We start from the raw sequence: 13,486 nt of genomic DNA, 5'->3' as shown, positions 1-13,486 counted from the left end.
GTATGAGTCACGAGGACTCAACCATCGTCCACTGATTTGCCGGTGTGCACTGATGCCCATTGGCTTGCTCGCCCACTGCCTGGGTTGGTTTTTGGATTGATTGCTGAGGAGTTCTTTTCGTGACTAAATTTCGTGACGTTGAAATCCGCGCTGCCCGCGGTAACAAGCTGACCGCCAAGAGCTGGCTGACCGAAGCGCCGCTGCGCATGCTGATGAACAACCTCGACCCTGAAGTCGCCGAGAACCCTAAAGAACTGGTGGTTTACGGTGGTATCGGTCGTGCGGCACGTAACTGGGAGTGCTACGACAAGATCGTCGAAAGCCTGACCAACCTGAACGACGACGAAACCCTGCTGGTGCAATCCGGCAAGCCGGTCGGCGTGTTCAAGACCCACGCCAACGCCCCGCGTGTACTGATCGCCAACTCCAACCTGGTACCGCACTGGGCGAGCTGGGAGCACTTCAACGAACTCGACGCCAAGGGCCTGGCCATGTACGGCCAGATGACCGCCGGCAGCTGGATCTACATCGGCAGCCAGGGCATCGTCCAGGGCACCTACGAAACCTTCGTCGAAGCCGGTCGCCAGCACTACAACGATGACCTCAAAGGCAAGTGGGTACTGACCGCAGGCCTGGGTGGCATGGGCGGTGCCCAGCCTCTGGCAGCAACCCTGGCCGGTGCCTGCTCGCTGAACATCGAATGCCAGCAGGTCAGCATCGATTTCCGCCTGAAAAGCCGCTATGTCGACGAGCAAGCCAAAGACCTCGACGACGCGCTGGCCCGCATCGCCAAATACACCAAAGAAGGCAAGGCGATCTCTATCGCACTGCTGGGTAACGCCGCTGAAATCCTGCCGGAACTGGTCAAGCGCGGTGTGCGCCCGGACATGGTTACCGACCAGACCAGCGCCCACGACCCGCTCAACGGCTACCTGCCAGCCGGCTGGACCTGGGAGCAGTACCGCGCTCGTGCCCAGACCGAACCTGCTGCTGTGATCAAAGCCGCCAAGCAATCGATGGCCGTACACGTCAAGGCGATGTTGGACTTCCAGAAAATGGGCGTACCGACCTTCGACTACGGCAACAACATCCGCCAGATGGCGCAAGAAGAAGGCGTGGAAAACGCCTTCGACTTCCCGGGCTTCGTACCGGCCTACATCCGCCCACTGTTCTGCCGTGGCATCGGCCCGTTCCGCTGGGCGGCGCTGTCGGGCAACGCCGAAGACATCTACAAGACCGACGCCAAGGTCAAGGAACTGATCCCGGACGACGCCCACCTGCACAACTGGCTGGACATGGCCCGCGAGCGCATCAGCTTCCAGGGTCTGCCGGCACGTATCTGCTGGGTAGGCCTGGGCCTGCGCGCCAAGCTGGGCCTGGCGTTCAACGAAATGGTGCGCAGCGGTGAGCTGTCCGCGCCAATCGTGATCGGTCGCGACCACCTGGACTCCGGTTCCGTAGCGAGCCCGAACCGCGAAACCGAAGCGATGCAGGACGGTTCCGATGCCGTGTCCGACTGGCCACTGCTCAACGCCCTGCTCAACACCGCGAGCGGCGCGACCTGGGTGTCCCTGCACCACGGCGGCGGCGTCGGCATGGGCTTCTCCCAGCACTCGGGCATGGTGATTGTCTGCGACGGTACCGATGAAGCGGCCGAGCGTATCGCTCGCGTGTTGCACAACGACCCGGCGACCGGCGTGATGCGCCATGCCGATGCCGGTTACCAGATCGCGATCGACTGCGCCAAGGAGCAAGGGCTGAACCTGCCGATGATTACCGGTAAATAAAAAACCGGCCTTGGCCGACGCAAACCTGTAGGAGCTGGCTTGCCAGCGAATGACGCACCCAGGTGTGTCAGGAAAGATGCCTTCGCGAGCAAGCTCGCTCCTACAGGGGATCACCAACCCAGAATAACAATCCACAGAGGTTGAATCATGGCTGTCAGCAGCGAACGTGCAGGCAACAAACCGTTGATCGAGAAGCGCTCGATCGACTACATCCCGGAGGCGGAAAGACACGGTCGTCTGTTTAGCCAGTTCACCCTGTGGATGGGTGCCAACCTGCAAATCACCGCGATTGTCACCGGGGCCCTGGCCGTGGTGCTCGGCGGTGATGTGTTCTGGTCGTTGATCGGTCTGTTGATCGGCCAACTGATCGGTGGCGGCGTCATGGCGCTGCATGCGGCGCAAGGGCCCAAGCTGGGCCTGCCGCAGATGATCTCCAGCCGTGTGCAGTTCGGCGTGTATGGCGCGGCGATCCCGATCGTGCTGGTGTGCCTGATGTACCTGGGCTTCACCGCAACGGGGACCGTGCTTTCCGGCCAGGCGCTGGGCCAGTTGTTTGGCGTCAGCGACACCGTCGGTATCCTTCTTTTCGCCAGTGTCATCGTGCTGGTCACGGTGCTCGGTTACCGGGTGATCCATTGGATCGGCCGTGTTGCCAGTGTCGTTGGCGTGATTGCCTTTGTGTATCTGTTCAGCCGTCTGATCAGCCAGGTTGATGTTGGCGCGCTGTTGCAGATCCGCCACTTCAGCTGGAGCAGTTTCCTGCTCGCGGTGTCGCTCGCGGCATCCTGGCAGATCGCCTTCGGCCCTTATGTGGCTGACTACTCTCGCTACCTGCCGAGCAAGGTTTCCTCGGTGAAAACCTTTTTCGCCGCAGGCGCAGGTTCGGTGATTGGTGCGCAGGTGGCGATGGTCCTCGGCGTGTTCGCTGCCGCTTCGGCCAACGGCCAATTCGCCGGCCACGAAGTGGCCTACATCGTTGGCCTGGGTGGTACCGGTGCCACCGCTGCGCTGCTGTACTTCAGCATCGCGTTCGGCAAGGTCACCATTTCCACGCTGAACTCCTACGGCAGCTTCATGTGCATTGCGACCATCATCAGCGGCTTCCAAGGTGACCTGAAAGTATCGCGCTTGCAGCGCCTACTCTTCGTGCTGGTCATCGTCGGTGCTGCGACCCTGATGGCGTTGCTTGGCCAGCACTCGTTCCTCGGTGCGTTCAAGTCCTTCATCCTGTTCCTGCTGGCGTTCTTTACGCCATGGAGCGCGATCAACCTGGTGGACTACTACTGCATCACCCGCGAGCGCTATGACGTGCCGGCGCTGTCCGATCCGAACGGTCGCTATGGCCGTTGGAACGCCCTCGGTATCAGCGTCTATGTTTTCGGTGTGCTGGTGCAGCTGCCGTTCATCTCCACCAAGTTCTACACCGGTCCGCTGGTGGCGGCCCTGGGCGATGTGGATATTTCCTGGATCATCGGCCTGGTGGTTCCCGCAGCCCTGTATTACCTGTGTGCGAAAAAATGGCACGGCTCAGTGCCCGATCATTTGATCCTGCCGGTCGAGCAGGACGTGGTCACAGAACAAAAGCAGACTGTCGGTCGCGCTGCGGCGCAGGCCTGATTGGACGTGGACAGGGCTGGATGCCTCTTGACTGCCGTAAGCCAATTCATGATTAGGAGCGTCACTACAATGAAATCGAACAAGACCCTGCTGACCACATTGCTATCCATGGGCCTGCTGGCCAGCGCCGGCGCCTCTCAGGCAGCGGGCTGGTGCGAGTCTGGCAAACCGGTGAAATTCGCCGGCCTGAACTGGGAAAGCGCCATGTTGCTGACCGACGTGATGCAACTGGTTCTGGAAAAAGGCTACGACTGCAAGACCGACAGCCTGCCAGGCAACTCCATCACCATGGAAAACGCCCTGGGCAGCAACGACATCCAGGTGTTTGCCGAAGAGTGGGTGGGCCGCAGCGAGGTCTGGAACAAGGCCGAGAAGGCCGGCAAGGTCGTCGGTGTCGGTGCTCCGGTCGTCGGCGCGGTCGAAGGCTGGTACGTGCCGCGCTATGTGATCGAAGGCGATGCCAAGCGTAAGCTGGAAGCCAAGACCCCGGACCTGAAGAATATTGCCGACCTGGGCAAATATGCGGCGGTGTTCAAGGACGCCGAAGAACCCTCCAAAGGGCGTTTCTACAACTGCCCGGCCGGCTGGACCTGTGAGCTGGACAACAGCGAAATGCTGAAAAGCTACGGCCTGGAAAGCACCTACACCAACTTCCGCCCAGGCACCGGCCCGGCACTCGATGCCGCCGTGCTGTCGAGCTACAAGCGTGGCGAGCCGATCCTGTTCTACTACTGGTCGCCGACGCCGCTGATGGGCCAGGTCGACGTGGTGAAGCTGGAAGAGAAACCAGGCGTGAACAAGACCGTGACCATCAAGGTCGGCCTGTCCAAGACCTTCCACGACGAAGCGCCGGAACTGGTGGCCGTGCTGGAAAAGGTCAACGTGCCAATCGACCTGCTGAACCAGAACCTGGCCCGCATGACCAAAGAGCGGATCGAGTCGCCAAAACTGGCCAAGATCTTCTTGAAGGAACATCCTGAAGTCTGGCACGCATGGGTGAGCGAAGACGCAGCCAAGAAAATCGACGCGGCCTTGTAGGTTGGGCTTCTCCGGCTGCCGACGACGGCAGTCGGATGCTTGATCGCAACCCCTTGATTGAGAGTCTCTTATGTTTCCCGAAAGCTTTACCTTTTCCATCGCCGACTGGGTCAACGGTTGGGTCGATTCGCTGGTCACCAACTACGGCGACGTGTTCCGGCACATCTCCGACACCCTGTTGTGGGCCATCGTCAATCTCGAAAGCCTGCTGCGCGCAGCGCCCTGGTGGCTGATGCTGGCCATCGTGGCGGGCGTGGCCTGGCACGCGACCCGCAAGGTCGTGACCACCGCCGTGATCGTCGGCCTGCTGTTCCTGGTGGGCGCGGTCGGTCTCTGGGACAAGCTGATGCAGACCCTGGCGCTGATGATGGTGGCCACGGTCATCTCGGTGCTGATCGGCGTGCCGCTGGGCATTCTCTCGGCCCGCAGCAATCGCCTGCGTTCGGTGCTGATGCCGTTGCTGGACATCATGCAGACCATGCCGAGCTTCGTGTACCTGATCCCGGTACTGATGCTGTTCGGCCTGGGCAAGGTCCCGGCGATTTTCGCCACCGTGATCTACGCGGCGCCGCCGCTGATCCGTCTGACCGACCTGGGGATTCGCCAGGTTGACGGCGAGGTGATGGAAGCGATCAACGCCTTCGGTGCCAACCGTTGGCAGCAACTGTTCGGCGTGCAATTGCCGCTGGCCCTGCCTAGCATCATGGCCGGGATCAACCAGACCACCATGATGGCCCTGTCGATGGTGGTGATCGCCTCGATGATCGGTGCCCGTGGCCTGGGCGAAGACGTGCTGGTGGGGATTCAGACCCTCAACGTCGGACGCGGCCTCGAAGCCGGTCTGGCGATCGTGATTCTGGCCGTCGTGATCGACCGCATTACACAGGCGTACGGTCGTGCACGGCATGAGGTGAGCAAATGAACAACGCAACCGTGAGCAAGATCGAAGTCAAGAACGTCTTCAAGATTTTCGGCAACCGTTCCAAGGAAGCGCTGGCCATGGTCGGCCAGGGCAAGACCAAGGATCAGGTGCTGGCCGAAACCGGCTGCGTGGTCGGCGTGAACGATCTGTCCCTGAGCATCGGCAGCGGCGAGATCTTCGTGATCATGGGCCTGTCGGGTTCCGGCAAATCCACTCTGGTGCGCCACTTCAACCGCCTGATCGACCCGACCAGCGGCGCGATCCTGGTGGACGGCGTGGACATCCTGCAATACGACATGGAAGCCCTGCGCGAATTTCGTCGTCGCAAGATCAGCATGGTGTTCCAGAGCTTCGGCCTGTTGCCGCACAAGAGCGTGCTGGACAACGTCGCCTACGGCTTGAAGATCCGCGGCGAGAGCAAACAGATGTGCGCCGAGCGCGCGCTGCACTGGATCAACACCGTGGGCCTCAAGGGCTACGAAAACAAATACCCGCACCAGCTTTCCGGCGGCATGCGCCAGCGTGTGGGCCTGGCCCGTGCGTTGGCGGCGGACACCGACATCATCCTGATGGACGAAGCCTTCAGTGCCCTCGACCCGCTGATCCGCGCCGAGATGCAGGACCAGTTGCTGGAACTGCAAAAGACCCTGCACAAGACCATCGTCTTCATCACCCACGACCTCGACGAGGCCGTGCGCATCGGCAACCGCATCGCGATTCTCAAGGATGGCCGCCTGATCCAGGTCGGCACGCCGAAAGAGATCCTGCATTCGCCGGCGGATGAGTATGTCGACCGCTTTGTGCAGCGTCGGGCAGCGGTGGTTTAAAGATTTGCGGTGAATGTGCTGGCCTCTTCGCTGGCAAGCCAGCTCCTACAAGGTGTACGCAATCCCCTGTAGCAGCTGGCTTGCCAGCGAAGGCGGCGGTGAAGCTGCATCAATATTTGGATGAGGTTGAAGATGTCCCAGGCTGAAAAAATCGTTATCACCGAGAAGCAGGTCACCTGGCAGGACGTGGTCGCCGTCGCCCGTCATGGCGCGCAACTCGAGCTGTCGGCGCCGATCTGGGCGCGGATTGAAAACGCCCAGGCCATCGTCCAGCGCATCGTCAGCAGCGGCGAGCGCGCCTACGGCATCAACACCGGGCTGGGCGCACTGTGCAACGTTTCGCTGCAGGACGAACAGCTCAGCCAGTTGTCGCGCAACACCTTGCTCAGCCACGCCTGTGGCGTCGGCGCGCCGCTGAGCAACGAGCAGACCCGCTCGATCATGTGCGCCGCCGTCGTCAACTACAGCCACGGCAAATCCGGCCTGCACCGCCAGGTGGTCGAAGCGCTGCTGGCGTTGCTCAACCGTGGCATCACCCCGCAAGTGCCATCCCAGGGCTCCGTAGGCTACCTGACCCACATGGCCCACATCGGTATCGCATTGCTGGGTGTCGGCAATGTCAGCTATCGCGGGCAGATCGTTTGCGCGCAGCAGGCCCTGGCCGAAGAAGGGCTGCAACCGGTCAAGCTGGGTGCCAAGGATGGTCTGTGCCTGGTCAACGGTACGCCCTGCATGACCGGCCTGAGTTGCCTGGCCATTGCCGATGCCACGCACCTGCTGGAATGGGCCGATGTGATCGGTGCCATGAGCTTCGAGGCCCAGCGCGGGCAGATCGACGCGTTCGATGCCGAAATCATCGCGCTCAAGCCGCACCCGGGCATGCAGCAGGTCGGCATCAACCTGCGTGCGTTGCTCGACGGCAGCGAAGTGATTGCCCAGAGCAAGGGCATTCGCACGCAGGATGCCTTGAGCATTCGATCGATTCCGCAGGTGCACGGTGCTGCTCGCGACCAGTTGCTGCACGCGACCCGGCAGATCGAAACCGAACTCAACAGCGCCACCGACAACCCGCTGGTGCTGGGCACCGCGGACAACTACCGCGTCGTTTCCCAGGCTAACCCGCACGGCCAGTCCGTGGCGCTGGCGGCAGACCTGCTGGCCATCGCCATGGCCGAAATCGGCTCCATCGCCGAGCGTCGTCTCGACCGTTTGATCAACCCGCATGTCAGCGGTCTGCCGGCGTTTCTGGTGGCCAACCCGGGCGTGAACTCCGGGATGATGATCGTGCAATACGTCGCTGCCTCGCTGTGTGCAGAAAACCGCCAATTGGCGCAACCGGCGGTACTCGACAACTACGTCACCTCCGGCCTGCAGGAAGATCACCTGAGCCTGGGCACCAACGCCGCGCTGAAGCTGCATCGTGCCCTGGAAAACTGCACACAGATCCTCGCCATCGAGTACCTGCTGGCAGCCCAGGCGTTCGAGTTCCTGAAAGAACAGCGTTTCGGCGCTGGCACAGATGCGGCGTGGCGTCTGCTGCGTCAGCGCGTCCCGGCTTACGATCAGGACCGTTGGCTGGCGCCGGACATCGCTGCCGCTGCTGGGGTTTTGAAAGAACCGAATTTGCTGCGCAAGGCTTTGCCGAACCTGAACTGATTTCTAAATAAGCCAGCGTGCCAAGGCGCCAGCCCCCCAAAAGGTGGGAAGCGACGGACAACGGACATCTCCGGAGCGTCTGGTTAGTTAATAAAAACTCTCAAAAGGAGAATGAATGTGACTGCGCTTAATTTGATCCCTGGCCAACTGACCCTCGCCCAACTGCGTGACGTGTATCTGCAACCGGTGAAACTGACCCTCGACAACAGCGCCGCGGCCCAGATCGAAGCCAGCGTTGCCTGCGTGGAACAGATTCTCGCCGAGAACCGTACCGCCTACGGCATCAACACCGGTTTCGGTCTGCTGGCCTCGACCCGCATCGCCAGCGAAGATCTGGAAAACCTGCAACGCTCGCTGGTGCTGTCCCACGCGGCCGGTGTCGGCCAGCCGATCAGCGACGACCTGGTGCGCCTGATCATGGTGCTCAAGGTCAACAGCCTGAGCCGTGGTTTCTCCGGTATCCGCCGGGTAGTCATCGATGCGCTGATCGCCCTGATCAACGCCGAGGTTTATCCGCACATCCCGCTGAAAGGTTCGGTGGGTGCCTCCGGTGACCTGGCCCCTCTGGCCCACATGTCGCTGGTGCTGCTGGGTGAAGGCAAGGCTCGCTACAAAGGCGAGTGGATGGAAGCCACCGAAGCGCTGAAAGTTGCTGGTCTGACCCCGCTGACCCTGGCGGCGAAAGAAGGCCTGGCGCTGCTCAACGGCACTCAGGTTTCCACCGCGTTTGCCCTGCGTGGCCTGTTCGAAGGCGAAGACCTGTTCGCCGGTGCCTTGGCACTGGGTGGCCTGACCGTTGAAGCGGTGTTGGGCTCGCGCTCGCCGTTCGACGCACGTATCCATGCTGCCCGTGGCCAGAAAGGCCAGATCGACGCCGCTGCCGCTTACCGCGACCTGCTGGGTGAGCGCAGTGAAGTCTCCGACTCTCATGAAAACTGCGATAAGGTCCAGGACCCGTACTCCCTGCGCTGCCAGCCGCAAGTCATGGGCGCGTGCCTGACCCAGTTCCGTCAGGCCGCCGAAGTGCTGGCCATCGAAGCCAACGCCGTATCGGACAACCCGCTGGTCTTCGCCTCTGAAGGCGACGTGATTTCCGGCGGTAACTTCCACGCCGAACCGGTGGCCATGGCTGCTGACAACATGGCCCTGGCCATCGCTGAAATCGGCTCCCTGAGCGAGCGCCGTATCTCGCTGATGATGGACAAGCACATGTCGCAACTGCCGCCGTTCCTGGTGGCTAACGGTGGCGTGAACTCCGGCTTCATGATCGCCCAGGTGACCGCCGCGGCACTGGCCAGCGAAAACAAGGCGCTGTCCCATCCGCATTCGGTGGACAGCCTGCCGACTTCCGCCAACCAGGAAGACCACGTATCGATGGCTCCTGCGGCTGGCAAGCGTCTGTGGGAAATGGCCGAAAACACCCGTGGGATTCTCGCCGTTGAATGGCTGGCGGCAGTGCAGGGCCTGGATTTGCGCAACGGCCTGAAGAGCTCGCCGAAACTGGAAAAGGCCCGGGCGATTCTGCGTAACGAAGTGCCGTTCTATGAGAAGGACCGTTTCTTTGCGCCGGACATCAACGCTGCGAGCGAGTTGCTGGCTTCGCGTTGCTTGAACGAGCTGGTATCGGCGAAGTTGCTTCCTAGCCTGTAAGGGCCTCTTCGCGAGCAAGCCCGCTCCCACAGGAGAACGCATTCCAATGTGGGAGCGGGCTTGCTCGCGAATCGATTTTGAATAACACGAGGATTTGGGATGAAAACCCTCTGGCAACACTGCCACGTCGCAACCATGGCGCAAGGCGTCTACTCGATCATCGAGGACGCGGCCATCGTGACGTCCGGTGCGCTCATCGAGTGGGTCGGCCCGCGCGCTGAACTGCCGGCGGGCGAATACCCGGCGGTCAATGATTTGAATGGGGCCTGGGTCACGCCAGGCCTGATCGACTGCCACACCCACACGGTGTTCGGCGGTAACCGCAGCGGTGAATTCGAGCAGCGCCTGCAAGGCGTCAGCTACGCGGAAATCGCCGCCAGCGGCGGCGGCATCGCCAGCACCGTGCGTGCCACTCGCGCGGCCAGCGAAGACGAGCTGTTCGCCAGCGCCGCCAAGCGTCTGAAAAGCCTGATGCGCGATGGCGTCACCAGCATCGAGATCAAATCCGGATACGGCCTCGACCTCGCCAACGAACGCAAGATGCTGCGTGTAGCGCGTCGCCTTGGCGCCGAACTGCCGGTCAGCGTGCGCAGCACCTGCCTGGCGGCTCACGCCTTGCCACCGGAATATGCCGATCGCGCCGACGATTACATCGATCACATCTGCAGCGACATGCTCCCGGCCCTGGCCGCCGAAGGGCTGGTGGACGCGGTGGATGCGTTCTGTGAATACCTGGCGTTTTCACCTGCCCAGGTCGAGCGCGTATTCATCACCGCCCAGGAACTGGGCCTGCCGGTGAAGCTGCACGCCGAGCAACTTTCGTCCCTGCACGGTTCGAGCCTGGCGGCGCGTTACCACGCACTGTCGGCCGATCATCTGGAATTCATGACCGAAGACGACGCCATCGCCATGGCCAAGTCCGGCACAGTGGCGGTGTTGCTGCCCGGCGCCTTCTACTTCCTGCGCGAGACCCAGTTGCCGCCGATGGAGGCCTTGCGCAAGCACGGCGTGAAAATCGCCATCGCCACCGACCTCAACCCCGGCACCTCGCCGGCGCTGTCGTTGCGCCTGATGCTGAACATGGCCTGTACCTGTTTCCGCATGACCCCGGAAGAGGCCCTGGCTGGCGCGACCCTCCATGCCGCGACCGCGTTGGGCATGGCTGACACCCACGGTTCGCTTGAGGCCGGCAAGGTTGCGGATTTCGTTGCCTGGCACATCGATCGCCCGGCCGACCTGTGCTACTGGCTGGGCGGAGACCTGGAAAAACGCGTCGTGCGCCACGGCGTCGAATCAAGTCTGTAGGAGATCTGTTGTGGATAAGGTTCTGAACTTCAAACAAGGCCGCGTGCCGCTGCTGATCAGCATGCCCCACGCCGGCGTGCGCCTGACCCCGGCGGTCGAAGCGGGATTGATCCCCGACGCGAAAAGCCTGCCGGACACCGACTGGCACATCCCGAAGCTTTACGATTTCGCCGCCGAGCTGGGTGCCAGCACCCTGGCCGCCGAGTATTCGCGATTCGTCATCGACCTGAACCGGCCGTCCGACGACAAGCCTTTGTATGTCGGCGCCACCACCGGTCTGTACCCGGCGACACTGTTCGACGGCATCCCGTTGTTCCGCGAAGGCCTTGAGCCCTCTGCCGATGAACGTGCAACCTACCTGGAGCAGATCTGGACGCCGTACCACAGCACCTTGCAGAACGAGCTGGCGCGACTGAAAGCCGAGTTCGGCTACGCGCTGTTGTTCGATGCGCACTCGATCCGCTCGATCATCCCGCACCTGTTCGACGGCAAGCTGCCGGACTTCAACCTCGGTACCTTCAATGGCGCCAGTTGCGATCCGCAGCTGGCCTCGCAGCTGGAAGCCATCTGCGCCGGTCATCCGGATTACAGCCATGTGTTGAACGGACGCTTCAAAGGCGGCCACATCACCCGGCATTACGGTAATCCGGCAGAAAACATTCACGCCGTGCAACTGGAGCTGGGGCAGTGCACGTACATGGAAGAGTTCGAGCCGTTCCGTTATCGGCCGGACCTGGCGGAGCCGACGCGGGTGGTATTGAAAGAGTTGTTACAAGGTTTGCTCGCGTGGGGTAAGGAACGCTACAAACGCTGAATGCCAACGCAATTCCCCCGGTAGGAGCTGCCGCAGGCTGCGATCTTTTGATCTTGAAAAATCAGAATCAAAAGATCGCAGCCTGCGGCAGCTCCTACAGGGGGCATGCTCATTGACGTAATTCGGGTTTATGATGCCCAACGGCAGAATAATAGAAGTCCCCCCAGGGATGACCTCGACCCCTTACGGAGCGCGCAATGCAGACTTTGTACCCACAGATCAAACCCCACGCCCGGCACGATCTGGCCGTCGACGAGACCCACACGCTGTATGTCGACGAAAGCGGTTCGCCGAAAGGTTTGCCGGTGGTGTTCATTCACGGCGGCCCCGGTGCCGGTTGCGATGCCGCGAGTCGCTGTTACTTCGATCCCAACCTGTACCGCATTGTCACCTTCGACCAGCGCGGTTGCGGTCGTTCCACCCCCCACGCGAGTCTGGAAAACAACACCACCTGGGACCTGGTCGCCGACCTCGAGCGGATCCGCCAGCACCTGGGCATCGACAAGTGGGTGCTGTTCGGCGGTTCCTGGGGTTCGACCCTGGCGCTGGCCTACGCGCAAACCCATCCGGAGCGCGTACACGGGCTGATCCTGCGCGGGATTTTTCTCTGCCGCCCGCAGGAAATCGAATGGTTCTATCAAGCGGGCGCCAGTCGCCTGTTCCCGGATTACTGGCAGGACTACATTGCGCCGATCCCGGCGGACGAGCGCCATGACCTGCTCAACGCCTTCCACAAACGCCTGACCGGCAACGACCAGATCGCCCAGATGCACGCGGCCAAGGCCTGGTCCACCTGGGAAGGTCGCACCGCCACCCTGCGTCCGAACCCGATGGTCGTCGATCGTTTCTCCGAGCCGCAGCGTGCGTTGTCCATCGCCCGTATCGAATGCCACTATTTCACCAACAATGCCTTCCTTGAACCGAACCAGCTGATTCGCGACATGGGCAAGATCGCTCATTTGCCAGGAGTGATCGTCCACGGTCGCTATGACGTGATCTGCCCGCTGGATAACGCCTGGGAACTGCACCAGGCCTGGCCCAATAGCGAACTGCAAATCATCCGTGACGCGGGCCATGCCGCTGCCGAACCGGGCATTACCGATGCATTGGTGCGTGCTGCCGATAAAATGGCGCGGCGCTTGCTCGACCTCGCCCCCGAAGAAGCATGAAAGGTCTGCTGCAACGCGTGCGCGGCGCGCGAGTCGAGGTGGCGGGGGAGGTGGTCGGCACGGTCGACCAGGGTTTGCTGGTGCTGGTAGCCGTCGAGCCGGACGACACGCGGGCCAGCGCCGACAAACTTCTCAATAAGCTGCTTAACTATCGAGTGTTCAGCGACGCTGAGGGCAAGATGAACCTGTCCCTGGCGGATGTGGGTGGGGGGTTGCTGCTGGTCTCGCAGTTCACCCTGGCCGCCGACACCAAGAGCGGGCTGCGTCCGAGTTTTTCGACCGCGGCCCCTCCGGCCTTGGGCGAGGAGCTGTTCGACTATCTATTATGCAAAGCGAAACAGGTGCATGGCACTGTGGCATCAGGTAGATTCGGCGCGGATATGCAGGTGCACCTGGTCAATGACGGCCCGGTCACCTTCCTGTTACAGACCTGAAAGCGTTTGAAACATCTTTTTAAGCGCTTTTCGACTGAAAACAGGCGTTTTCCCCGATAAATACTTTGTTACCCCTGATGCGTTGTAACGCGGCCTACTAGATAATCGCGCGCTACGGGGATCAGCGTTCGTTGGTCCATTTTGACTTAGGTAGAGACTTGTCCGGATCCGATTGGGGAATCATTTTGCCCCAGCGGAGTCGGAACAATGCTCGCCAACTTGGCAAGAGTGGTCTGCAGGACCGGTTTTTTCCCACCGGATGCCTAC

11 protein-coding genes are annotated in these 13,486 nt (G+C 61.5%); all 11 read left to right on the top strand.

Features of this window, described 5'->3' with window-relative positions; all coding sequences use genetic code 11:
* Positions 1–119: 119 nt before the first annotated feature.
* The gene (gene hutU, locus SOP85_RS04335) at positions 120–1,787 is read left to right on the top strand and encodes a urocanate hydratase (protein WP_323626184.1); all 1,668 of its coding nucleotides are present in this window, start codon (positions 120–122) and stop codon (positions 1,785–1,787) included.
* A gap of 147 nt (positions 1,788–1,934) precedes the next feature.
* A complete protein-coding gene (locus SOP85_RS04330; RefSeq protein WP_323626183.1) occupies positions 1,935–3,404 on the top strand; it encodes a purine-cytosine permease family protein in 1,470 nt (489 codons plus the stop codon).
* Between the two features lie 69 nt (positions 3,405–3,473).
* Positions 3,474–4,442 carry an ABC transporter substrate-binding protein gene (locus SOP85_RS04325; protein ID WP_274076129.1) on the top strand — a complete coding sequence of 323 codons (969 nt, stop codon included), beginning with the start codon at positions 3,474–3,476 and terminating at the stop codon, positions 4,440–4,442.
* Between the two features lie 70 nt (positions 4,443–4,512).
* Positions 4,513–5,364: an ABC transporter permease gene (locus SOP85_RS04320; RefSeq protein WP_007989253.1), complete on the top strand. Its 852-nt coding sequence runs from the start codon at positions 4,513–4,515 to the stop codon at positions 5,362–5,364.
* A complete protein-coding gene (locus SOP85_RS04315) occupies positions 5,361–6,191 on the top strand; it encodes a quaternary amine ABC transporter ATP-binding protein (protein WP_052760638.1) in 831 nt (276 codons plus the stop codon). Before SOP85_RS04320 ends, SOP85_RS04315 begins: the two co-directional genes overlap by 4 nt.
* Positions 6,192–6,323: 132 nt before the next feature.
* Positions 6,324–7,847 carry a histidine ammonia-lyase gene (gene hutH / locus SOP85_RS04310; protein WP_274076128.1) on the top strand — a complete coding sequence of 508 codons (1,524 nt, stop codon included), beginning with the start codon at positions 6,324–6,326 and terminating at the stop codon, positions 7,845–7,847.
* A gap of 111 nt (positions 7,848–7,958) precedes the next feature.
* Entirely contained in the window at positions 7,959–9,497 is a 1,539-nt protein-coding gene (hutH, locus tag SOP85_RS04305) for a histidine ammonia-lyase (protein WP_323626181.1), read from the top strand.
* 99 nt (positions 9,498–9,596) lie between these two features.
* A complete protein-coding gene (gene hutI / locus SOP85_RS04300; RefSeq protein ID WP_274076126.1) occupies positions 9,597–10,802 on the top strand; it encodes an imidazolonepropionase in 1,206 nt (401 codons plus the stop codon).
* Positions 10,803–10,812: 10 nt separating this feature from the next.
* Positions 10,813–11,616: an N-formylglutamate deformylase gene (hutG, locus tag SOP85_RS04295; protein WP_274076125.1), complete on the top strand. Its 804-nt coding sequence runs from the start codon at positions 10,813–10,815 to the stop codon at positions 11,614–11,616.
* 197 nt (positions 11,617–11,813) lie between these two features.
* Positions 11,814–12,785, top strand: a complete 972-nt coding sequence (pip, locus tag SOP85_RS04290) for a prolyl aminopeptidase (protein ID WP_274076124.1) — start codon at positions 11,814–11,816, stop codon at positions 12,783–12,785.
* The gene (gene dtd, locus SOP85_RS04285; protein WP_323626179.1) at positions 12,782–13,219 is read left to right on the top strand and encodes a D-aminoacyl-tRNA deacylase; all 438 of its coding nucleotides are present in this window, start codon (positions 12,782–12,784) and stop codon (positions 13,217–13,219) included. Before pip ends, dtd begins: the two co-directional genes overlap by 4 nt.
* Positions 13,220–13,486 lie beyond the last annotated feature (267 nt).

The sequence above is a fragment of the Pseudomonas sp. YuFO20 genome (assembly GCF_035064975.1).
Taxonomy (GTDB): domain Bacteria; phylum Pseudomonadota; class Gammaproteobacteria; order Pseudomonadales; family Pseudomonadaceae; genus Aquipseudomonas; species Aquipseudomonas putida_AE.
The sequence above is the reverse complement of the archived record's forward strand: the minus strand, read 5'-3'. Positions and strand labels throughout refer to the sequence as shown.

Bases quoted from the DNA above. Each gene is read 5' to 3' on its own strand.
- SOP85_RS04315 (WP_052760638.1), top strand. From the start codon at position 5,361: ATGAACAACGCAACCGTGAGCAAGATCGAAGTCAAGAACGTCTTCAAG.
- dtd (WP_323626179.1), top strand. From the start codon at position 12,782: ATGAAAGGTCTGCTGCAACGCGTGCGCGGCGCGCGAGTCGAGGTGGCG.
- hutI (WP_274076126.1), top strand. From the start codon at position 9,597: ATGAAAACCCTCTGGCAACACTGCCACGTCGCAACCATGGCGCAAGGC.
- hutH (WP_274076128.1), top strand. From the start codon at position 6,324: ATGTCCCAGGCTGAAAAAATCGTTATCACCGAGAAGCAGGTCACCTGG.
- pip (WP_274076124.1), top strand. From the start codon at position 11,814: ATGCAGACTTTGTACCCACAGATCAAACCCCACGCCCGGCACGATCTG.
- SOP85_RS04325 (WP_274076129.1), top strand. From the start codon at position 3,474: ATGAAATCGAACAAGACCCTGCTGACCACATTGCTATCCATGGGCCTG.
- hutH (WP_323626181.1), top strand. From the start codon at position 7,959: ATGAATGTGACTGCGCTTAATTTGATCCCTGGCCAACTGACCCTCGCC.
- SOP85_RS04330 (WP_323626183.1), top strand. From the start codon at position 1,935: ATGGCTGTCAGCAGCGAACGTGCAGGCAACAAACCGTTGATCGAGAAG.
- SOP85_RS04320 (WP_007989253.1), top strand. From the start codon at position 4,513: ATGTTTCCCGAAAGCTTTACCTTTTCCATCGCCGACTGGGTCAACGGT.